The sequence below is a fragment of the Pseudomonas sp. NPDC087185 genome (genome assembly GCF_044744955.1).
Lineage (GTDB): Bacteria > Pseudomonadota > Gammaproteobacteria > Pseudomonadales > Pseudomonadaceae > Aquipseudomonas.
The window spans coordinates 18,277-39,488 of sequence record NZ_JBIUZK010000007.1 but is presented as its reverse complement, the minus strand read 5'-3'; the positions used below and the strand labels follow the sequence as shown (position 1 = coordinate 39,488).

General features: G+C 56.8%; 23 protein-coding genes. 6 read left to right on the top strand and 17 right to left on the bottom strand.

The genetic code is table 11. From position 1 onward, the window contains the following. Positions 1–15 precede the first annotated feature (15 nt). Positions 16–1,110, bottom strand: a complete 1,095-nt coding sequence (locus ACIPIJ_RS22695) for an LLM class flavin-dependent oxidoreductase (RefSeq protein WP_266033135.1) — start codon at positions 1,108–1,110, stop codon at positions 16–18. A gap of 369 nt (positions 1,111–1,479) precedes the next feature. On the opposite strand from ACIPIJ_RS22695, the gene ACIPIJ_RS22690 reads away from it, so the two are divergent. Then, positions 1,480–2,124: a TetR/AcrR family transcriptional regulator gene (locus tag ACIPIJ_RS22690; protein WP_132845603.1), complete on the top strand. Its 645-nt coding sequence runs from the start codon at positions 1,480–1,482 to the stop codon at positions 2,122–2,124. A gap of 199 nt (positions 2,125–2,323) precedes the next feature. Here ACIPIJ_RS22690 and ACIPIJ_RS22685 read toward each other — a convergent pair whose 3' ends face one another. The 14 genes from ACIPIJ_RS22685 to ACIPIJ_RS22620 form a co-directional block, all read right to left on the bottom strand. After that, positions 2,324–3,235, bottom strand: coding sequence for a LysR family transcriptional regulator (locus ACIPIJ_RS22685; protein WP_266033126.1), 912 nt, complete (start codon positions 3,233–3,235; stop codon positions 2,324–2,326). Between the two features lie 75 nt (positions 3,236–3,310). Beyond that, entirely contained in the window at positions 3,311–4,543 is a 1,233-nt protein-coding gene (locus ACIPIJ_RS22680; RefSeq protein ID WP_266033123.1) for an OprD family porin, read from the bottom strand. 81 nt (positions 4,544–4,624) lie between these two features. Then, positions 4,625–5,026: a hypothetical protein gene (locus tag ACIPIJ_RS22675; protein WP_279838976.1), complete on the bottom strand. Its 402-nt coding sequence runs from the start codon at positions 5,024–5,026 to the stop codon at positions 4,625–4,627. Continuing rightward, entirely contained in the window at positions 5,016–6,392 is a 1,377-nt protein-coding gene (gene accC / locus ACIPIJ_RS22670) for an acetyl-CoA carboxylase biotin carboxylase subunit (protein WP_266033117.1), read from the bottom strand. Before accC ends, ACIPIJ_RS22675 begins: the two co-directional genes overlap by 11 nt. Then, positions 6,385–6,819, bottom strand: coding sequence for a biotin/lipoyl-containing protein (locus tag ACIPIJ_RS22665; RefSeq protein WP_279838973.1), 435 nt, complete (start codon positions 6,817–6,819; stop codon positions 6,385–6,387). Before ACIPIJ_RS22665 ends, accC begins: the two co-directional genes overlap by 8 nt. Further along, positions 6,819–7,601: a LamB/YcsF family protein gene (locus tag ACIPIJ_RS22660; protein WP_266033111.1), complete on the bottom strand. Its 783-nt coding sequence runs from the start codon at positions 7,599–7,601 to the stop codon at positions 6,819–6,821. The genes ACIPIJ_RS22665 and ACIPIJ_RS22660 overlap by 1 nt, the downstream gene beginning before the upstream one ends. A gap of 15 nt (positions 7,602–7,616) precedes the next feature. Further along, entirely contained in the window at positions 7,617–8,582 is a 966-nt protein-coding gene (locus ACIPIJ_RS22655) for a biotin-dependent carboxyltransferase family protein (protein ID WP_401080771.1), read from the bottom strand. After that, positions 8,579–9,265, bottom strand: a complete 687-nt coding sequence (gene pxpB / locus ACIPIJ_RS22650; protein ID WP_401080768.1) for a 5-oxoprolinase subunit PxpB — start codon at positions 9,263–9,265, stop codon at positions 8,579–8,581. The genes ACIPIJ_RS22655 and pxpB overlap by 4 nt, the downstream gene beginning before the upstream one ends. 71 nt (positions 9,266–9,336) lie before the next feature. Beyond that, positions 9,337–10,668 (bottom strand): MFS transporter, encoded by a 1,332-nt coding sequence (locus tag ACIPIJ_RS22645; protein WP_401080765.1) that lies wholly within the window; start codon positions 10,666–10,668, stop codon positions 9,337–9,339. Further along, the gene (locus ACIPIJ_RS22640; protein WP_401080762.1) at positions 10,668–11,309 is read right to left on the bottom strand and encodes a hypothetical protein; all 642 of its coding nucleotides are present in this window, start codon (positions 11,307–11,309) and stop codon (positions 10,668–10,670) included. The genes ACIPIJ_RS22645 and ACIPIJ_RS22640 overlap by 1 nt, the downstream gene beginning before the upstream one ends. 270 nt (positions 11,310–11,579) lie before the next feature. After that, entirely contained in the window at positions 11,580–12,788 is a 1,209-nt protein-coding gene (locus ACIPIJ_RS22635) for a pyridoxal phosphate-dependent aminotransferase (protein WP_401080759.1), read from the bottom strand. After that, a complete protein-coding gene (locus ACIPIJ_RS22630; protein WP_060545570.1) occupies positions 12,785–13,414 on the bottom strand; it encodes an RraA family protein in 630 nt (209 codons plus the stop codon). Before ACIPIJ_RS22630 ends, ACIPIJ_RS22635 begins: the two co-directional genes overlap by 4 nt. Next, complete coding sequence (locus ACIPIJ_RS22625; RefSeq protein WP_387524243.1) at positions 13,411–14,076, bottom strand: RraA family protein; 666 nt, start codon at positions 14,074–14,076, stop codon at positions 13,411–13,413. The genes ACIPIJ_RS22630 and ACIPIJ_RS22625 overlap by 4 nt, the downstream gene beginning before the upstream one ends. 1 nt (position 14,077) lies before the next feature. Further along, a complete protein-coding gene (locus tag ACIPIJ_RS22620) occupies positions 14,078–14,740 on the bottom strand; it encodes an RraA family protein (protein ID WP_401080755.1) in 663 nt (220 codons plus the stop codon). Positions 14,741–14,847: 107 nt separating this feature from the next. On the opposite strand from ACIPIJ_RS22620, the gene ACIPIJ_RS22615 reads away from it, so the two are divergent. The 3 genes from ACIPIJ_RS22615 to ACIPIJ_RS22605 all read left to right on the top strand — a co-directional run bounded on the left by ACIPIJ_RS22615 (position 14,848) and on the right by ACIPIJ_RS22605 (position 18,167). Continuing rightward, positions 14,848–15,747: a LysR family transcriptional regulator gene (locus ACIPIJ_RS22615; RefSeq protein WP_387524247.1), complete on the top strand. Its 900-nt coding sequence runs from the start codon at positions 14,848–14,850 to the stop codon at positions 15,745–15,747. A gap of 90 nt (positions 15,748–15,837) precedes the next feature. Beyond that, a complete protein-coding gene (locus ACIPIJ_RS22610; protein ID WP_401080752.1) occupies positions 15,838–16,647 on the top strand; it encodes an alpha/beta fold hydrolase in 810 nt (269 codons plus the stop codon). An 83-nt stretch (positions 16,648–16,730) separates the two neighbouring features. Continuing rightward, entirely contained in the window at positions 16,731–18,167 is a 1,437-nt protein-coding gene (locus ACIPIJ_RS22605) for an alanine/glycine:cation symporter family protein (RefSeq protein WP_401080749.1), read from the top strand. Positions 18,168–18,332: 165 nt separating this feature from the next. Here the strand turns inward: ACIPIJ_RS22605 and ACIPIJ_RS22600 are convergent, their stop codons facing one another. Beyond that, positions 18,333–18,566, bottom strand: a complete 234-nt coding sequence (locus tag ACIPIJ_RS22600) for a hypothetical protein (RefSeq protein ID WP_401080747.1) — start codon at positions 18,564–18,566, stop codon at positions 18,333–18,335. 295 nt (positions 18,567–18,861) lie between these two features. On the opposite strand from ACIPIJ_RS22600, the gene ACIPIJ_RS22595 reads away from it, so the two are divergent. Both ACIPIJ_RS22595 and ACIPIJ_RS22590 read left to right on the top strand, forming a co-directional pair. Further along, complete coding sequence (locus tag ACIPIJ_RS22595) at positions 18,862–19,362, top strand: S8 family serine peptidase (protein WP_401081333.1); 501 nt, start codon at positions 18,862–18,864, stop codon at positions 19,360–19,362. A 248-nt stretch (positions 19,363–19,610) separates the two neighbouring features. Next, entirely contained in the window at positions 19,611–20,000 is a 390-nt protein-coding gene (locus ACIPIJ_RS22590; protein ID WP_401080744.1) for a DUF4209 domain-containing protein, read from the top strand. 598 nt (positions 20,001–20,598) lie between these two features. Here the strand turns inward: ACIPIJ_RS22590 and ACIPIJ_RS22585 are convergent. Next, positions 20,599–20,874 (bottom strand): hypothetical protein, encoded by a 276-nt coding sequence (locus tag ACIPIJ_RS22585; RefSeq protein WP_401080742.1) that lies wholly within the window; start codon positions 20,872–20,874, stop codon positions 20,599–20,601. Positions 20,875–21,212: the final 338 nt, after the last annotated feature.

The following is a 21,212-nucleotide window of genomic DNA, read 5'->3' as shown; positions in this document are numbered from 1 at the left end:
AAAGGGCTCCGGCGGTCACTGAAAACGAGGCATGACGTGTTTGGCAAACAGCTCCATGGACTGACGGCCATAGCGCACTCGCTCTTGCGTGAGGGGGCCATTGGTGAAGCCCATCAGCACGTTGCCGATACCCAGCTGACGGTGCTTTTCCAGCTCTGCAGCAACGGTTTCCGGGCTACCGTGCAGGCACCATGTCTTGATCCATTCACGGCTGAAGCAATCGGGGTGTGGATGCAACTCAACGCCGCTGATCTGCTCGGCTCGCTTGTTGAATTCATACTCGCGGTCGATCGCGCGCTTGTATGCCTTGAGGATTATCTGAAGCTCTTGCTCGGCCTGTTCATCGGTTTCTGCGATGTGCACGCATTGGTAGGTGTGAGTGGTCCAGGACAAGCAATGGTCAACCACCTGCTGGGTATGCCCGGCGGCCTCCAGGGCGTCGCGGTAGCGCGTGAAGTACCGACTAAGGTGCTCGAAGGGCTCGGCGCTGGCGGGTACCGGAGGAGTGAATGCAGGGATAAACGCCGGCCAGCCCATATCAGCGGCGCGCTGCATGCTGGTTTCACGCAGTGCCACTGGCATGATGCGATTGAACGGCCGCTGGAACGCCGTAGGTACGATGCGCTGTACCACTGCCCCTTTGTAATGGCTGGTCTCGAAGGTAATCGGCTCATCTTCGACGCGCTTGTCCCAAAGCCGTTGCACCAAGTCGAGGTTTTCCTGCAAGAGAGCCGATGCTTCCTTGTAGTTCACGCCAAAACCGATCATCTCTTCAGGTGTAGTACCGCTGCCGATACCTACCAGCAGGCGGCCCTCGGTCAACTGATCGAGCAGGTTGACACGTTCGGCAAAACGCACCGGGTGATGCAACGGCACAGTGGTAACAGACATGCCAAAGTGCACGCGTTTGAGCCGACTGGCCAGATACGCGGCGAACATGAACGGGTCACTGGACATCGGTGCGTAGCCCGTGAAGTGGTGATCGGGCATGAAAATCGCGTCGAAACCCAGGGTTTCAGCCTGACAGGCGTGATCGATCAACGCGTCCATGACCGCCTTGTCGTCTTCTGCGGCGGTGGAGCGGCCTACAAGGAACACTGAAAAACGCATAGAAAAACCCTTCTTATTATTGAATCGGAATTCTGATTCTAGATAATTGTCGAAATTAGACCTGAAGTACGGTGCCAGGGAAGATCTCAGAACACGTGCGCCAACGTCTGCAGCACTGAAAACAAGCCGTCATTTGAAAGCCGCGAGAGACAAGGATGGAGGATGGTAATGGGAGCCATGGAATAATTACCTTTTCTTGTTATGCGTGAGCAATCCACCTAAATAGAATGCACGTTCTATTTGCAGAAAATAGCAGCTCGTCCAAAGCTCGTCAACACGTCCAGATGCCCGCTAATGTATGACCTTCGCGACACAATCTTTCTTGCAGCAGTTAAAATCAGCGTTTCATTTCCAACCAGAGGCAGATCCATGTCCATTGCGCCTGGCGCCAAGCAACCCAAACAAGACCGCAGTCGAGCCTCCCTTGAGCGCCTGATGGCCGCTTCACGTGAGTTACTACGCGATGGCACGTTTGAGCAGCTCACCATCGGCGCGATCAGTAAGCTCTCAGGGGTCTCGGTGGGGTCAATCTACGCGCGTTTTCAAGGCAAGGATGATCTGTTCCTGGCGGTAATGACCAATGTACTTGCCGAAATCGATGCGGAGTGGGCCACCCTCTTAAGCGCCTTACGCGCGCGCGAGCTGCCACTCGACAAGCGTGTGCCTGCAGTGGTGGAGATGCTCGCCGAACACCTCAAGACCCATGCCAACCTGTTGCGTCCGCTGATGGGCCGCGCATCGGACAAGCACGTCGCCAATTGCGGCAAAGCCAGCTACCTGAAAGCTGCCCATGGTTTTCAGAGCCTATTGCTGGAGTGCTGCGCTGATATCCGCCATCCGAATCCGCCCCATGCGGTAGAGGCGTGCTTTTCGATCACCTATGCCGCACTGGCACGATTCCTGGGGCTTGGCTCTGCGGCCGAAGCCTCTGGCGAGGGTAATTGGGAACAACTGAAAAAAGACCTCGGCATCATGTGTCGGGGTTTCCTTTGCCTGGAAATGGACCACAGTTGATCGGCTTTGCCTTGGTTTGCCGCGCGCAGTGCCCACTTAGCTGGGTCGAGTGGCAAGATATCGACATCCTGCTCTCCCCAATCCAGGTTCACCGATGCGTACCACTGCCTCAGGGGCTTCTTCGGTGATGCACGCCGCGCGTTCGGAGAGTTTGCGGTCTATCACCCTGTTTGAATAGCGCTGCATGAATTCGTCAACGTCAGGTAGCAGCGTACGGAGGCACCAAGGCTCGTACGTATTGATCGCATTCACGGCACGCAAGCTCTGCTACCAACCGAATAGCCTCGGACGAATGCGCTTGGGTATAGCTTACAACCAACGGCTGGTTGGGGATTGCCAGCCCGCAGTCCACCAGCCTCACTTGACCCGACTCGATGGCATAGCGCACCGGCGCAAGAGGAACAAACGCGTTGCCAAAACCAGCCTGAACCAGTTGCACCAGTGCGGATATCGAACTGACATGGTGCGTCTTGCCGACCGGGAGGCTGAACCTGCGGTAAAGCTCTTTAAGGACCAGATGGGGTTGTGAGTTCTGGCTCATGGTGATGGTCGGCTGCCCCAGCAAATCCAGAATGGGTTGCTGGGCACTGATCATCGCCTGGTTGCTGACTATCCACCCTGTGGCAATCGAGAGGCAGGGAATGCTGGTGATACCGTCACCTTCGATAGGATGCGTCTGCAGGGCGATATCGATCACCCCATCACGTAATGCCTTATGAACACCGGCGCTGGTTTCCGAGGTCAGCTGAACCTCGATACCCGGGTAAGTCGACTGCAGGCACTTCAGGAAGGCAATCAGCCAAGTATGCACAACGCTGTCTACCGCACCAATGCGCACTAACCCCAAAACTTCGTGACTGGGCCGACCCAGATGGCGGATCTCTTGTTCCAAATCCAGCATGCGCTCGCCATAGTCGACCAGCCGCGAGCCGACCGCAGTCAACTTGAGCTCTCGTGTTTCCCGCTCAAACAACCGAGCACCGATCTCTTCTTCAAGCGAAGCGATCCGGTTGGATATGGCAGCTTGGGTCAGGTGCAGATGCTCGGCCGCGGCTCTGAAGCTTTTCAGCCTTGCAATCTGTAAGAACGCCTCGATGAAACGCGTATTCATTGATTCCCCACGAACTCGATCCGGCGGATAGCCCCGCTACCAAGCGGGGCGTTCGATCTATGAATCGATGATCCATCAGAACAGGCTCAGTGGGTAGCTGATCACGAGGCGGTTTTCGTCGATATCATTACCAAAGGTTGAGCGGACAGTGGCGTTGCGCCATTTGATTGAGGCGTTTTTCCATGAGCCGCCCTGAATGACATAGGTGAGCTCACTATTGCGCTCCCATTCTCGTCCTTCGCCGCCGCTCGAAAGTTGTACTTGGTCGCCCCGGACGTATCGGCTCATGAAGCTCAACCCAGGAACACCCCATGCGGCCAGATCCAGATCGTAGCGCAACTGCCATGAACGCTCTCCAGCATTGGAGAACTGCAGGATCTGAACGAAGTTAACAAGGTAGGGATCGGTTCCGTTTACGTACGGATAAGCATCGTGCCCGCTCATCTTCTGGAAGCCCAGACTCAATGTGTGGTGCTTCTGGCGGAACCCTACCAAGGCGCCCACTGCCCTGTTGTCGATGTCGCGAAAGTCCTCTACCTCTTCCGCCTTCGCCCAGCGCAAATCGAAAGAGAGGTGTCGATCCGCCGTGAAATCGACGCGCCCTTGGTAATTGGCCAGCGTGTGTTGGTAAATGCCGTCCAGCTTTCCGTAATAAGCCCGGACTTGGCTTTTGTCATTCAGCGCGTAATCCGCTCCGTACAGGGTGAAATCCTCGCTGCGCCCGCCATAGCGGCTGGTCAGCCGCTCCCAGTTAGATGAATCCAAACCCATCGTTTTGGTCACGCGTGCAGCCTGAAGGGTGAGGCCCGCCAGCTCACTGGATTCCAGCGTGGTGGCTTTGAACAGCCCAGGTAGCAGCCGAGAGTCGGCGCTTTGAAGCACGGGCTTACGAAAGGCCATGACGCCCGAGCGAACAAGCGTCTTGGAGTACTTCAATTTGAAGCTCGCGCCCAGTCGGCTGAATTCATCATCCGAACGTCCGTCACGCTCAGTTGGGAACATACCGGTGCCTGCACGATCTGGGCTGGAATCGAGTTTGAGGCCGGTCATGGCGACGCCATCGATCCCCAGCCCAAACGTACCTTGAGTAAATCCGGATTGGAGTGTCAGAACGGCGGCTTCACCCCACTCCCGTGCTTGGCTTTGACCGTTTGCACTGTTACCTCCAGGCTGGCGAAAGTCTCGATCGAAATACAGGTTTCTGAAGTCGACGTTTGCCCGGCTGTCTTCGAGAAAGCCAGCGGCTCTCAGGTCCGTTGCAAAGGTCAAACACAGGACAGCAGGTACCACGGGCCAATGTGCACGCATGCAGCGACCTCTTCTTCTTGAATAGATGAATACCGCAGGAGGGAGTGCGCACGATAAGGTCGTGCGCGTGCTGGCATTCCCTTAGGAAGGGATCAGCCTTGCGATTGGCGCCCCGTAGCCGACAAGCTCGCCGTCGACCGGGCAGTAGCCGACCATGACGCCGGCAGCTTTCACTTTGACGGGTTGAAGGGACTCCCCAACCTGAATGAAGCCGATGATTGCACCCGCCTCGACAGGTTCGCCAACGGCCGCCAGAGCGACGCCCTGCAAAGGATGGGAAGACAAGAACCGGCCGGCCTTCGGAGCCTCGACTAAAGTATCCTGGCGACCCGGGACAGGCAGTTGAACCGGTTCCACGACAGATGTACGGGATTGTAACGCGAAGACCAGAACCACTGACCCCTGCTCAGTTTCGTACTCACATCTCGCAATACCTCGCCCCTGCAACTGCTCAATCAGTACCGCGAGTTCTTCAACGCTCATGAGGGCTCTCCGCAGACTGACCAAAGCCTTGTTCGAAAAGATGTTCCAGGTGATGGATGTTGTAGCCGCCAGCTGTGAACCCAGGTTCATCCATCAATCGTCTGTGCAGTGGAATGGTGCATGAAATCCCCTCCAGCACGGTTTCTTCTAGTGCCTGGCGCATCCTGTTGACGGCCTCCTCGCGGTTGCTGCCATACGTAAGTATCTTGGCCACCAGCGAGTCGTAGTGGGCCGGTACTTGGTACCCGGAATACAAGTGGGACTCGACACGAACTCCCGGGCCGCCAGGCGCAAGCCAATGGTCAACTGTGCCCGGTGCCGGCGTGAACCGCCATGGATCCTCGGCGTTGATGCGACACTCAATCGCGTGCCCGGTCACGGCGACATCTTTCTGGCCGAACGACAGAGGCTCCCCCCGGGCGATTCGCAACTGCTCCACCACCAGATCGATACCGGTCACCAACTCAGTCACCGGATGCTCGACCTGGATTCGGGTATTCATCTCGATGAAGTAGAAAGCCCCGTCTTCGTAGAGAAACTCGAAAGTGCCCGCGCCGCGATAGCCGATGTGCACGCAGGCGTCGACGCAGCGTTGCCCGATCTCTGCGATCGCCTCTCTTGAAACACCGGGGGCAGGAGATTCTTCGATCACCTTCTGATGCCGCCGTTGCATGGAACAGTCACGCTCACCGAGCCATACCGCATTGCCGAATCCGTCTGCCAGGATCTGGATTTCGATGTGCCGCGGATTTTCGAGAAAACGTTCGATGTAAAGGGCCGGGTTACCAAACGCACGATTGGCTTCTTCCCGCGTGGTGATCACCGCCTGAGCCAACTGGCTTGGCTCGCGGACGATGCGCATTCCCCGCCCGCCTCCACCACCTGCTGCCTTCACAATCAGCGGATACCCCACATGTCGGGCTATGTCAGCCACCGCCTGTGGGTCGCCAGGCAGAGCGCCGTTCGAGCCGGGCACGCAAGGCACGCCGGATTCCAGCATGGCCTTTTTGGCACTGACCTTATCGCCCATCAGGCGAATGGCTGCAGCGGTGGGGCCGATGTACACTCGACCGGAGCGTTCTACAGCCTCGGCAAAATCGGCACGCTCAGACAAAAAGCCGTAGCCGGGGTGGATGGCGCCCGCACCGGTTAGCTCGGCGGCCTCCAGCAGGCGACCGATATCCAAGTAACTTTGAGCCGAGGCGGCGGGGCCAATGCACAGTGCCTGATCGGCCAATTGCACATGGCGCAGATCGGCGTCTGCCGAGGAATGCACGGCAATAGTCCGAATCTGCAATGCCCGGCAAGCACGCAGGATTCTCAAGGCGATCTCGCCTCGGTTGGCGATCAAGACTGAGTCAAACATGGCCATCCTCCATCGATTGCAGCTCGAACAGCGGCGTCCCTGCCTCTACCGAAGCACCGTCCTCTACCAAGATGCGCACCACACGCCCGCTGCGCTCGCTTTCGAGCACGTTTAGCATCTTCATCGCCTCAATGATTCCTACCTGCTGGCCTTCCTCAATGACAGTGCCAACATCGACGAAAGCGGACTCATCCGGCGAAGGGGCGCGGTAGAAAATGCCAGTCAATCCGGCATCAATGGTCCAACTCGATTGGCGTGTCGGCGTTGCCATTGATGACTGCGCTTCAGGTGGGCGAGGCTGCAGGGGCACCGTCCACCCCGACTCTTTGACCAACCGAATACGGGTGCCGTCTGCCGAATATTCGATTTCACTCAATGCGCTGTTTTCGAGCAGGCTGACGAGCCGTTCGACAAGGGGTTTGTCCATCAGCGGGATCCCTCAGCGAAAGCACAAACCTGGACGCCGGCCAACTCCAAGGTCTTGCGTAGTACCCGTGCCATGCTGATTGCACCTGGCGTGTCGCTGTGCACACAGATGGTGTCGATATGAACTGGAAGCATGCGTCCGCTCACCGTTTCGATACCGCCTGCCTGAACCATGCGCAGCATGCGCTGGGCGGCGAATTCCACGTCGTGGAGCACTGCACCAGGCTCCTTGCGATGAACCAGATGGCCCGCCTCGGTATATGCACGGTCCGCGAAGACCTCTGCACGAGTTTCGAGGCCCATATCATTGGCAATCGGAATCATGAGTCCACCCGCGAATGTGACGCAGACGAGCTTGGGGTCGACGGCTTTGACGGCCTTGGCGATCGCCTTGGCAACCTCAGGGTCCGTTTGGGTGAGATTCCCGAGCGCACCATGGGCTTTGACGAACGTGATGGGGTGACCGGCGTAACTGGACAGCGCCACAGCTGCACCGACTTGGTAGGCAACGAAACGCTCAATTTCGCCGATCGTGTGCGGAATCACTCTTCGACCGAAACCCCACAGGTCTGGAAAACCGGGATGGGCTCCCACTGCTACGCCCTTGGCTTTGGCCTGGGCGAAGGTGGTAGCCATGATCTCAGGGTCGCCGGCATGCAATCCGCAGGCGACATTAGCAGAGGTGACCATATCGAGGATGGCTTCATCGTCACCCATTTTCCAGGGGCCGAAGCCTTCGCCCATGTCCGAGTTGATATCGATGCGTAAAGTTTTGTTGTTCATTGTCTGTTCCTCGAATCAGGCTGATGAGCTGACGCCCAGGTGTCGCTGAATGTTTGCGAGTGCCGCACGGTGCTGGGCAAGGGCTTCGATGCCCTCGGCTACAGTGACGGGCTTGAAATGGATGCTGCAGCCGACGCCTGCTTGGGCAAGGCGCCATAGGTCGCAATCGAGCACCGTGGCGATCTTTGGATAGCCGCCACAGGTATTGGCTTCTGCCAGTTGCACGATGGGTTGCCCTGCCGGCGGCACCTGAACAGTGCCCGGCGCAATGCCATGAGAGAGCAATTCGATGGGTCGAACTGTATGCAGGGGTTGGCCCTGGAGGCGGTAACCGACCCGGTTGGACTGCGGAGTGACTTCGTAGGGAGTGGAATAGAACGCGTCCAACGAAGTGGAGGAAAAGTCGTCAGCCTGAGCTGCAGCGATCGCCCGCACCGTCACCTGCTGGCCGCGCATAGCCTCTGCATGCTGCACCCGCTCAAGGGGCAGGATGGCACGTCCTGCTAACGAAAGGCTTTGGGGCAACAGTTGAAGACGGTCACCACGATTGAGGCCCCGCCCTTCATGACCGCCGAACCCCGCTTTCAGATCTGTCGCACGGGAACCCAATTGCACCGGTGCGTCAACACCACCTGAAAACGCAAGATAAGCCCTGACACCCAAGCGTGGGCGCTCAACCACAACCTGTTGGCCAGCCCTGATCTCCAGGCAAGTCCAACTGGGTACGGGATACCCATCTACCTTCAGTGCGCAGTGTGCACCGGTGCAACTGACGAGTAACTCGCGCTCTGCCTTGAAACGGAACGGAAAGATGTTCACTTCAAGACCTGCAGCGTTTTCCAGGTTGCCAACCAGCCAGTTAGCAATCATCAGCGCGGGCGCATCCATGGCGCCACTACGGCTAACCCCCATCGCCATGCACCCCGAGCGCCCGAGATCCTGGACCAGGTTCAGCGCACCACCACTCAGTACTTCGATCATGACGCGACCTCCCGAACCAGGAACCGGACTTGATCGCCGGGCAACAGCAGGCATGGCTGCTGTCTTTGAATGTCGAACAGATCGACGTCAGTACGCCCTATCGCGTGCCAGCCTGAGGGTGCGGTGCATGGCATTACACCGGCCTGGGCCCCACCAATAATCACAGTACCTTTGGCGAGCTGTGCCCGCGGCGACGCTCTTCTGGGTTTGGCCAGTTCAGGGGGTAGCCCGGTCAGGTAGGCGAAGCCGGGCATGGAGCCGACACACGCTACCTCGTAGGTCGCGTTACTGTGATAGTTGATCCACTGGTCAATGCTGAGCCCCGCGTGCTCGGCGAGCATGTCCAGGTCCTCACCGGTTTCACCGCCGTAGCTCACCGGGATTTCCATAACCCTGGGGGTGGAAGGAAGCGCGTCGGGATACAGCCAAAGGCTCTGAATCAGTTGTTCAATCGTCGACGGTGAACTAACGAGCGGGTCAAACATGACCAACAGATTGTTCACCCCGAGCACCAATTCGCTGATCTGTTGATCAGTTTTCAGTGCGCGCGCCAGTGAAAAAAACTTTCTTTGCACGCTTGGCGAAAACACCGATTGGGAACTATCAACAAGCACTGCACCACACCCTGACGGGCTAAACAGTAATTCGGCGGCAGGCGTTTCAATAATGTCTATATCTCGCATGGCTTGATCCCACAGCGAAGTTTTGACAGGCAACCCAATTGGGCATCAGGAAGTTGCCTGTCTATTTCGGATTATTCTTCCAACGGTTTCTTCGCGGTTTCACGTGCGAATGCAAGCGCTATCAAGGTGATGATCAGCCCGCCGGCGATATATAGGCTGACTGCGAACGAAGACTCGTAGACCTTGAATATCCCCGTGATAACCAGTGGGGCCAGTCCGCTTCCCACAATGCCGGCCAAGGTATAAGCCAACGACGATCCGGCATATCTGACGCGAGTAGGGAATTGCTCGGTAACGAAAGCAGCTTGGGGGCCGAACATCATTGCCTGGAAGATCATGCCGACAATGACTGCCAGGCAGATGAGCACGGGGGATGCGGTATCTAGCAAGACGAAGAACACGAACCCCCAACCAATCGATAGCACAGCTCCCAACGCGTAAACCGGCCGGCGTCCCACTCGGTCGGAGAGCATACCGAACAGCGGAACACTGACGGCATGGAACACAGAACCGATAATCGTGGCAGTCAGCGCAGTAGAGCGAGGTAAGTGCAGGACGTTAGTCACATAAGCGAGCGTGAATACCACCAGCAACGCGTAGACGATGTCCGAGCCGATACGTGCGCCGCCTGCGACCAGCAACCGCCGCCAGTGCCCAACGAACACTTCCCGCACAGGTGCGTCGACTTTGGCTTCCTTCGCCTCGATCGACTTAAATACCGGCGTTTCATCTACACCACGACGCAGCCAGAAACCGAGCATCACCAGCAAGACACTGGACAGGAATGGAATACGCCAGCCCCACTCCTGGAACGTCTCTGGCGTCATGACGAAAGTGATCAAGGCGATGAACCCGGCACCCAACAGGGTCCCGCAGGCCGGCCCCACCTGTGTGAAGGAAGCATTCCGACCACGATGGCGATCTTCGCCATGCTCCATGGACAACAGTACTGATCCGGCCCACTCCCCACCAATGGCCGCTCCCTGCAGGAAGCGCAGCAGGACCAGAAGAATTGGGCTCCAAATACCCCAGGTTTCATAGGTAGGTAACAATCCCATCAGCCCGGTCACCGTCCCCATCAAGATCAGTGTCGCCACCAACACCCAGCGCCGGCCGAGCTTGTCGCCCAGGCTGCCGAAGACGATCCCGCCCAGAGGGCGTGAGACATAGCCCACCGCGTAGGTGGAGAACGCAATGACGGTACCTGCCAATGGGTCGAACGAAGGGAAGAAGATGACATTGAAGACCAGCGCCGCCATCAGGTTGTAGACCGTGAAGTCATACCATTCGAGCGTAGTCCCAATCGAACTGGCAGCGGCGAGTCGCCTGATGTCAGCGCGCTTGCCAGGATTTTCGGTGCCGATGGGTCCTGACTGATCCACGGATGCGATCGAAGTGTTCATCAACGCACCTCCCCAACCGAGTCCTTGCTCAGTCTCTGATACACGCCAAAACGAGTGCTACCGGGGCGCAAATGGATCAGGCTGGTTTCGGCAGCCTGTCGCGCCGCACTTTCGCTGGCGCACTCCACGATGAGCATGGGAGCCATCGGCCGCGGGTTGCCGGCTTCCTGGGGCAACGGCAAGCTCAGCGCTTGCACGGGACTTATAGCGTAGCTCTGGATGTACCCTGGGATCTCGGCAAGTGCTGAATGAAGCGTGTTCAGCGAGCGAGGTTCAGTTGCTTCGGCTGCTGCGACGACTGCCACCCACTCCCCTCCAGGCTGGTCAAATTGCCCAAAAGCTTCACCGATGCGACGGGTGGGGTTCTGCATGAGCGGAAGAATCTTCTTGGACCAGACAGACTGGTACTTGAACGCATGCGCATATTCCGGGCAGTCGAAGACAGAGATGCCCTCTGCCCAATAGAGCGCGAGGTATTTGGGAGAATCGGATGGGGATTTAAAGCGTGTTGCCTTGATCACTCCGGCCATCGATGCACGGTCCGGAAGATGCTCCTCGTCGTACCAGCGGTTGAATTCAAGTTCATGCACTGCATCAATGTCAGATGCAACAAATAACATTCCAAATGGTGAGCCGTTCATTGTTATTTTCCTCAGGGTGGCTTGACCTTTTGGCTATGTTCATCGATAGAAAAAACTTAGGCAAACGAGTTTTTTTACCCATCTTTGATAGAAAAAACTTTTCAAACAGCTCGTGTTTCTGCTTCTTTTTGAGTCATTAGATAACTTGTCAGCACCTATCCAGAGCGGACATTGGCTGCGTCCAAACAAAAAGGCTGCACCACCTGTATCGCACGTATGCAATTGAGGAGGTGCAGCCTTACGCTGCTCTACTTCAGCGTCGTTATCTAGCTATCGTGCGCCCTCGCAGAAGCGGTGGATGGCCTGGCACGCCGCACGCAGCGAGTCATCATCGAGCGCGTAAGCAATGCGCAAGTACCCTGAAAGACCAAAAGCACTGCCCTGGACGACTGCAACGTTGGCCTCCTCCAGCAAGGCCAGGGCCACGGCCTCATCGTTGACCAACTCACAGCCGGCGGGAGAACGCTTGCCGATCAGCCCAGAACAGTCGGCGAAAGCGTAGAAAGCCCCTCCTGGAACTTCGCAACTGATGCCCGGCGCCTGGTTGAGCAGCTCGACCATGAAATCGCGACGCCGCTGGAAGACTTCGCGGCTATGGGCGATGAAGTCCTTCGGGCCGTCAAGGGCAGCGATTGCTGCGTGCTGCGAGATGGAACAGGCGCCTGACGTCTGCTGCCCCTGAAGCTTCTCCATCGCCTCAAGCAGCCAGCGAGGACCGGTAGCAAACCCGATTCGCCAACCCGTCATGGCATAGGCCTTCGACACGCCGTTCATGGTCAACGTCCGTGCAGCCAGACGTGGTTCAACCTGGGCAAGCGTGAGGAAATCACGATTGTCGAAAATCAGGTGCTCATAGATGTCGTCAGCCAGAATCAGAACCTGCGGATGGGCCAGCAACACCTCGGCCAGCGCTTGCAGTTCGCCGCGATCGTACACGGCGCCCGTGGGATTGGACGGCGAATTCAGGATCAGCCAGCGGGTGTTCGGGCCGATGGCTTCGGCCAGTGCTTGCGGGGTCAACTTGAAGCTCGATTCGGCGCCACAGGCAACAATGCGCGACTCGCCACCACACAGCTCAACCATTTCTGGATAGCTGACCCAGTACGGCGCGGGGATCACAACTTCGTCGCCTTCGTTGAGGGTTGCGGCCAGGGCATTGAAGATGACCTGCTTGCCGCCGCTGCAAACCAGCGTGTCCTGCCAGCTGATGTCGAGACCATTTTCACGCTGGTATTTGCGCGCGATGGCTTCCCGCAACGCACGAAGGCCGGCCACTTGGGTGTAACGAGTTTGACCATTGTTGATTGCACTGATCGCTGCGGTACGGATGTGCTCCGGCGTATCGAAGTCAGGCTCACCCGCGCAAAGCGAAATGATCTTCGCCCCTTCTGCGCGTCGCGCAGCCACGCGGTCGATGATCTTGTAGGTTGCCGAAGGCTTGGCAGCCTCCAAGCGACGGTTCAGCGTTTCCAGGCTCACGCGTGTTCCTCCGGGTGAGTAAGGCCCATCAGGTCCATGGTGGTGTGACCCTCGCGTAGCTTGGCCATGAACAATGCCTCTTTGTCCGCACGTTTCTGGCCTTCGCGTAGCGTGCGTTCGACTGCATCCGCCGGGATGATGATCACACCGTCCTCGTCCGCGACGACCAGATCGCCGGCGCTTACTTGTGCACCGCTAAAGTCGAACGGTTTACCTACTGAAGGCGTAGTCGCCTTGACGGTACCTTTGACCGATATACCACGCGCAAACACTGGGAAGCCATGCGCTTCAAGCGCGGCGATGTCGCGTACGCCGCCATTGATTACCAAACCGACAATGCCTGCGGCTTGCGCCGCCACCGTGAGCACTTCACCCCAGTAGCCAGCAATGAAGTCGGCGCAATCACAGACCAGGACGCTACCGCGCGGCGCTTTGGCCACGGCCAAGTGCAGGCCCAGGTTGTCACCAGGCGAACACTGCAGCGGGTAAGCGGGTGCGGCAATAAAGGCGCCCTTCCAGACAGCGCGAATCTCGCGGTCGACTGCAGACGGCAGCCCAGAGGCCTCGTACAGGGTGGAACTACCGAGGACCTTTACAATGTTCTGATAATCGTGTGGAAGGCTCATGGCTGTTTGCTCTGCAGGGAGTGGTAACCGAGGGCGGCACGCGCTTCTTTGAGGCTCTTGCCAGTGGCGATCTGTTCGCGGATTTGCGCTTCGACATGTTCGATACGACGTGCCGTTTCAGCGACCTCCTGAGCACGATTACGCGGGACGATGACGACACCATTGGCGTCAGCGACAACGATGTCGCGGGCGCAAACTCGAGCTTGGCCAACCGACACCGGCTGGTTTACAGCCGCGACTTCCACGCGGTCCTTACCGGTACGCATGAAACGGCCTTTGCTGAACAGCGGGTAGCCCTCGCCCAGCGCCTTGTTCACATCGCGGCAGACTCCGTCAATGACCGTGCCGGCAATACCACGGGCCAGTGCGTACTGGGTCATGATGTCGCCCCACACCGTGCAATCGGTACGGCCGTCATTGGCGATGACCACCACATCGCCTGGTGCTACTTCATCAATGAAGTCACCGACAGTGCCGGGCGGTGTACTGGCACTGACGTACTGAACAGTGAAGGCAGGGCCGACCACGACCTGGCTGTAGTTGGCCAATGGCGCGATACCGAAGGCCTGGCCTGGAAGCCCCAGTTTATCCATCGCGTCGGACACGCCCGGGGTATCCAAGCCTTCGAACAAGGCGACCAGGTCTTTATCAGAAAGGCTCATATCAGTGCTCCACCTTGATGGCTTCGAATTGCGTGTCGTGCATGACTTCTTCGACCGAGCGACCGGCGCGGACAGCGTCGACCATGCCGGCTTGGCGGCGGTCAATACGCTCGGCCAGATCAAGCACTTTCTCGATGGCATTGGCCGGAACGAAAACCGTGCCGCATTCGTCGGCGATCACATAGTCGCCCTCATCAACTTCAACACCAGCCATGCGAACTTTGACGGCTGCATCGATCTGGATGAGCCTGTTGCGCGCGCTGATCATGGTCACGCCGCGACCGAAGACCGGGTAACCGATATCGGCGCTGCCGCGGATGTCGCGGCTGAAGCCATCGATGATCGACCCACGGATGCCTTTGCGCTGGGCTGCGTTGGCGAGTATGTCGCCCCAGCTGGAAATACCGTCGACACCACCGGCGATCACCAGCACTCGGTCATCGGTGGTGACATGCTCCACGACCGGGGTAATCAGGTGAACGGTGGGCGCCACGTCCTGCTTTGGCCCCAACTGCACGGTGCTGGCTCGGCCGACGATTTTGGGGCAGTTCCAGAGCGGCATCAGGCCATTAGTGGCGCCAGGCAGTTCGAGGAAGTCCAGAGCGTCCGACACTGTGTTGGTATCGAGCGCAGCCAGGCGTTCAAGCGGGACTTTCAAGCTCATCTGTTGCAGGCCTCTTATAGGTGAGGCTTGAGTATCGGCGCTGAGATTTGATACGTATATTACGAAGAAGCTAAGCTTGTTATATCCTAAACCTATGGAAAAGCGCCGTGATCAACTTTCGCTTGATACGCCACCTTTGGCTGTTCCTGGCTGTGGCAGAAGACCAAAATTTCAGTCGCGCGGCCAAGCGGCTGGGTATGTCGCAACCGCCGTTGACCGAGCAGATCCAGGCGCTCGAACAGTCGCTACGCGTTCAACTTTTTACCCGTTCTCGCCGCGGTGCACAGCTGACCGCCGCCGGCGCCGCGATTCTTCCCGCGGTCCGGAAATTCGCTGATCAACTGGAGCGACTAGAGTTGGCGGTTCACGAAGCCGTCGCAGGCCATGCCGGCGTGGTGACCATCGGAGCGATTACATCGGCCATGATCGACGTGCTACCCCCGTTGATCGAGCGCTTCAAGCAGAATCATCCCTTGATTACGGTATCGGTTCGGGAGATAGATAGCGCGGAAGCCATACCCGCACTGGAGGCGGGTGATATCGACATTGCATTCGCACGCCTGGAAGGGAATCTCGGTCGACATATTCAATCATTGCCGTTGTCCGAAGATAGGCTGGCTGTCGCACTACCCAAAGACCATCCCTTAGCTGCAAGGGAGTCAATCTCTCTACAATCCCTCGCGGACGAAACCCTGGTCATGGCATCACGGGATGTGAGTCCTGTGTACTTCGACTACCTGGTTGGGCAGTGCAAAGCCAGCGGCTTCGCACCGCGCATCGTCCACCAGGTGCGGTCCGTATCGTCACAAGTCGCCTTTGTCAGTTGCGGTCAGGGCATCGCACTGGTACCGACGTCTATGGGTAAACTCGCGCCGGAGAACGTCGTCATCCGCCCTCTGCATCCCGAAGTAAAAGTGGTGATCACGGCCATGGCCTGGCATAGCGAACACAAAAATCCATTGGTGGAGGCAATGATCGACCATGCAAGACAAGATTTACTGTCATAGGCCGGGCGTATGACAGGGTTCGTGGCTTCGTATTTTACAAATCATTTAGCTCGTTCAAGATTGGGGACTCTGTTATAGGAGTTTGTATCCGTGTCCCATGCAGCTCGCTTCACGTACGAGAAAATCCCACTGAGCATCGATGGTGTGCAGCTCGATCTGGCTGTGATACACCGCACCGGGCCAAAAACGCCCATCCTGTTCCTCCACGGATTCGGTTCTACAAAAGAGGACTACGCCGATATCACCCTGCAGGCGTCTTTCGAAGGACACCCCTTCATCGCCTATGATGCGCCAGGCTGCGGTGAAACAGAGTGTGCCGACCTCTCGCGCATCAACATCCCATTCCTGGTGAAAACCGCGCACGCCGTGCTCAAGCATTTCGGGATCGACAAGTTTCATCTGGTAGGCCATTCCATGGGGGGACTGACCGGCTTGGTATTGGCTCACGAAGAGCCTGATCGCATTCAAAGCTTCGTTGATATCGAAGGCAACATCGCCCCTGAGGATTGTTTCCTCAGTCGACAGATCCACGATCATGACCGTGATGACGACGCGGGCTTCTTCCGTGATTTTATAAATCGCACTCGGTTGGCTTCGGATCCTGCAAGTGCACTCTATGCCGCCAGCCTCGCACATAAAGTACGGACCGGCGCTGTGCGTGGCATTTTCGAATCGATGGTCAATTTGTCCGACAACGCTCAGTTGATGGAAAAGTTTCTCGCACTACCATTCCCGCGCCAGTATATGTATGGGGTAACCAACTCACACCTCTCCTATCTCGACCATATCGCTGCACAAGGCGTGGAACTGGCGTGCATCCCTGATTGCGGTCACTTCCCGATGTATTCGAATCCCGCCCTGATGTGGAAGTACATCAAGGCTTTGCAAGATCGCTCCTGAGCGGTTCATGTGTTTACCACGCGGCTAAATTAGCCGCGTGAAGCTCGCACTACCCCCAGTAATAATAACAATGAGGTTGCGCCATGCTCGAAGCCATCAATGGTTTTCTTTCGGGAAAGCTGCTCATCGTCCTGGTCGTCGGACTAGGTACTTATTTCACCATCAAGACACGCTTTGTGCAGCTTCGGTACTTCCTGCACATGTTTAAAGTTTTCAAAGACAGCCTCACCAGCAGTTCAGCGCAAATCAGCTCGTTTCAAGCGCTCATGCTAAGCCTCGCGGGTCGGGTAGGTGCAGGCAACATTGCTGGCGTTGGGGTTGCTGTAACAATGGGTGGTCCGGGTGCTGTCTTCTGGATGTGGGTCACAGCCCTGGTTGGAATGGCGACCACCCTTATGGAATGTAGCTTGGCCCAGTTGTACAAGCGTAAAGATGCCAGCGGCCAATTCTATGGCGGACCGTCCTTCTACATTGAATACGGGCTGAACAAGCGATGGCTCGGCGTACTGATGGCAATTTTGCTCATCGTCACCTTTGGCTTTTCATTCAACGGTCTGCAATCGCATGCCGTATCCCACTCCCTGCAAAATGCCTTCGGCATTGATCCTACTCATTCGGGCGTCGTCCTGGCAGTCGTGCTGGGGCTGGTGTTTGTAGGCGGTATCAAGCGTATCGCGAAGGTGGCAGACCTGTTGGTACCGGTGAAGACGCTAGCCTACGTAGCGGTAACACTCTACGTGATTGTTTTGCAGATCGATCACGTGCCAATGATGCTGCTGACCATCATCAAAAGCGCCTTCGGCCTGGACCAGGCTTTCGGCGGCCTCATTGGCAGCGCCATCGTGATGGGAGTCAAACGCGGCGTGTTTGCCAATGAAGCCGGCCTGGGCAGTGCACCAAACGTGGCGGCAGTGGCCGATGTCAGACACCCAATTTCTCAAGGAGTGGTACAGGCGTTTAGCGTGTTCTTCGACACGTTCGTCATTTGTACCTGCACTGCTCTGCTGATCCTGCTGTCCGGCTTCTACACCGCTGGCTTCGCCGGTGACGGTCTCATTCTGACCCAGAACTCACTAGCTGCGGTTGTGGGCGACTGGGGGCGCATTTTCATTAGCGCTGCACTGGCATTGTTCGTGTTTACCTCGATCCTCTACAACTACTACCTCGGCGAGAACAACCTGAAGTTTATCCTTGGTGAAAGCCGCAAGGTCCTTCTGGGCTACCGCGCCGTCGTGCTAGCACTCATCCTCTGGGGCTCGATGGAAGACCTATCAACCGTATTCGCGTTTGCCGATATCACCATGACCCTTTCCGCCCTGGTGAACCTGATCGCCCTGACGCTACTGTGCAAGGTTGGCCTCAGGCTGCTCGCAGACTACGACAAGCAACGTAAAGCGGGTGTTACCGAACCAGTCCTGACCGCTAGTGCTTTTCAGGATGTGAATATCGACCAGGGTATCTGGGCTAAGCAAACCCCTGGACCCGTAGATAACCCAGCGGTTGTGGTTAGCCACCGCTAAATCTGGCTGTGGCGATGGAGTCACTTGCATGGCCCCATCGCCTGCATAACCTAGGAGGTTCAACATGAATGCGAGCCCGCTGCCTACTCCGAAGATCTGTTTTCCCGGGGGTAACTATTTGCACTTCGACGTAACCGCCAAAAATTTCAACTTGCCGGCTCAGGATCAGCTCACGCGGATCAAAAGAAAGGTCTTGAAAACAATCAAGGGTATTGAAGACATCAACCTCGGCCTGAACCCGCGCAGTTCGTCAAGGCGGCGCTGCTGTTCCTGCAGCAGACGGTCCTGGCGATCGCGAATCAGATCCTGCTCGCCTGCCGTAGCCGCGAAGGTGGTTTGAGCTGCGCACAGCCCCAAGGCCATTAAGCACAACCTCATCACGAGGTAGTGAAACTGCATGTAACATCCTTGTATATGTCATTTTGCCATCACTTACGGCGAATCTTAGGTTGATGGAAAAATGACGTCAACAAAAATGCGCCTAACAGTTGCGCCTGGGATATCTCATCGTTCGAAATAAGCCGTCCTGCCTCAAGGGATGATGCGCAACATCGTTGGCGCAAGCAGCGATCAGTCGCATCTACTTCGAAAATTGAGAGGCATGCTGCAGCGTTACAAGGGAGAGCGTGGCTACCTCTATACCGGCGCGACGCTTCGCAATGTGCCATGGATCTTTGCTTACATGTCGGACGCCATCCGCCTATTTGGCCACACCGTTAACCCTCAGTGGGATAAGCACGATGAGGAGAACCACGGCACCGACATGGCAGCTCTCGCAGCCTATGGCGATCTTACCGACTGCCTATCATCACTTGAACGTGTGAGCATTCATCATCGGCTTGAGTCGGTGAAGCTTCTTCCAAGCCAGGGGGCGAACGAGGGGAACGCACTGCTTCATGCATCGCTTTTTGCTGAAGGGGTGGCGCGACCAGAAATTAGCCATGCGGATCGATCCAGGGTCTTTAATTCAGCAGTTAGCGCCGAGGACTATCGCGACCGCGGTCGCCCATCCTACTGGTCTTCAAATCTGGACAGCCTAGCTGCGGATGCCGATAACGAAGGTGAGTTCCCCAGGCTGTCCCTCAGGGCAGGCAGCAAGCGGCCAAGACGGAACGTATCGGAAACGTATTATGACAAGCAACAAAAAACCGCAATACTGCACGATCTGCGAATGCCTACTCGACAATCCGGATGATCCGCTATCAGGCAATACCGGTGGAGATTGCTGGAGATGCATAGGCGCTATAGAGGCGGAAATGGGATGTGCGGAGTCGCTCGCTTACGTACGCAAAGAATACGAGGCAGGACTTCGGCCTGGCTGGATCGATCCGCTCAAGACCTGATTCGGAAGCTGCATTACGACCGCTTTGGGTTGGCCGCAGCCCTTCAAGGCCGGCAGCTTTCGACCCAAGCGGTCATTCGCGGAAGAGAGCTATCGGCCAGATGCGGCCCTTCACCGCCTGCCATCTGCTTTTCCCGCAGCTCGAAAACTCCCTACGCCATGTGCTCAGCGACGCTGGGATCGATACATCAAAACTTGACGAGGAATTACTGCAAGAGGACCGGTCGCTGAGTGCGCTACTGGGTACCCGACGAGAGCAGTTGGAGTCAGTTTTTGGCATCGACCTGATTTATACGATTGACCTGCTGTTCAATCTCAAGGGGGGCCCATGTCTACGCCACGAGTTAGCACATGGCAAGCTGGCATCCGGTAGCTGCTACCTGCATTCCAGCATCTATGCGTGCTGGCTCATGTACTACTTGGTGTGCCTGCCACTGCAGCGGTGTTGGAGCACACATGTCGCCCCGCAGCTAGAAAGGGTTTCACTCTAGGCTATGTACGAAATGTATTCGAGCTAATGCTAGGCAAGGCAGCAACAGGGGGAGGCCATCCACCACGGCAGGCAGAAGACAATGAACTCAACGACAGCCAGCACATCGTATCCAGGCCCAGCAGGTTAAAAAGTGAGGGGCCGTTCGGCGGAAAATTCCAGCGATGCACGCTGGAAGCCAGCCCCCAACGTATGGGCTAGGGTATGGGCTGAAACCGATCAGGCACAAAAAAGCCCTGATAAATCAGGGCTTTAATGAAAATTAGTGGCGGAAGCGTAGTGATTCGAACTCAGCATCATAGATGAACCGCATGCCCAACCTCGTGCTTGTAATTCAAGGGCCGAGTGGCTTGGCACCAAACCTAGCCGGCATCACTGGCCGGATACTGAAGATCCGGTCCACATGGAGCCGACCTGATGGTGATCGGTCCGCACGGTAAACTGGCGGAGTTACTTTTTGCTGTGGAATACACGTTGAGGCAGAGCAGGCAGAATGAACCTGGCTAATTTAAATCACATTGCGAGGACTTTTCTTTCACTCAATTTTCACAGCTCCATAGGGACAATCATGCCATCCCTACGTGATAGACCTCGCCCGCCTAGCAGCGGGCTTTCTTTTGCCGCGCAGAATGTGAAAGCACGGGACCCCATCCGTACCCTATCAGACGATTACCTTCAGCACCTTCCTGGCTATTCCGGCATGCACAGGCGTACTCCGCCTCCGACCGGGTGGGATAGTTCAAAACCAGCCGTGTTTTGCCATGGGTATCGTAGAGATCATACCCAGCACCAAGGACGGCTGGGACGCCGATACGGCGAGGAAACTGCTCTTTCTCTGGTGGCATGGCGGGGATTACAACAAAGCGTGTCTGCATGACCGTCCCTCTTCGCAGCAGTCCTTTAGTATTAGTCCCATTACATGAAAGCATCAAGGCAACTCAGGGCGGACTGGCGTTGAGATGTCCGCGTGAAGAAGTGCTCACGGACAGAGCACTGCTGGAGGTTCAATGTAAGGCTGCCACGCCGAGGATTGAGCGCTGTCTCCGAGTAGGGGTATAAGTAGGGGTATTTCCGCCTGACTTGGATTTTTCACCGCCCATAAAAAATCCAGTCACCGCTAAGTGACTGGATTTTTTGGAGTTATTTGGTCGGGACGGAGTGATTCGAACACTCGACCCCTTGCACCCCATGCGCTTATTTGGTGGATTTCCAT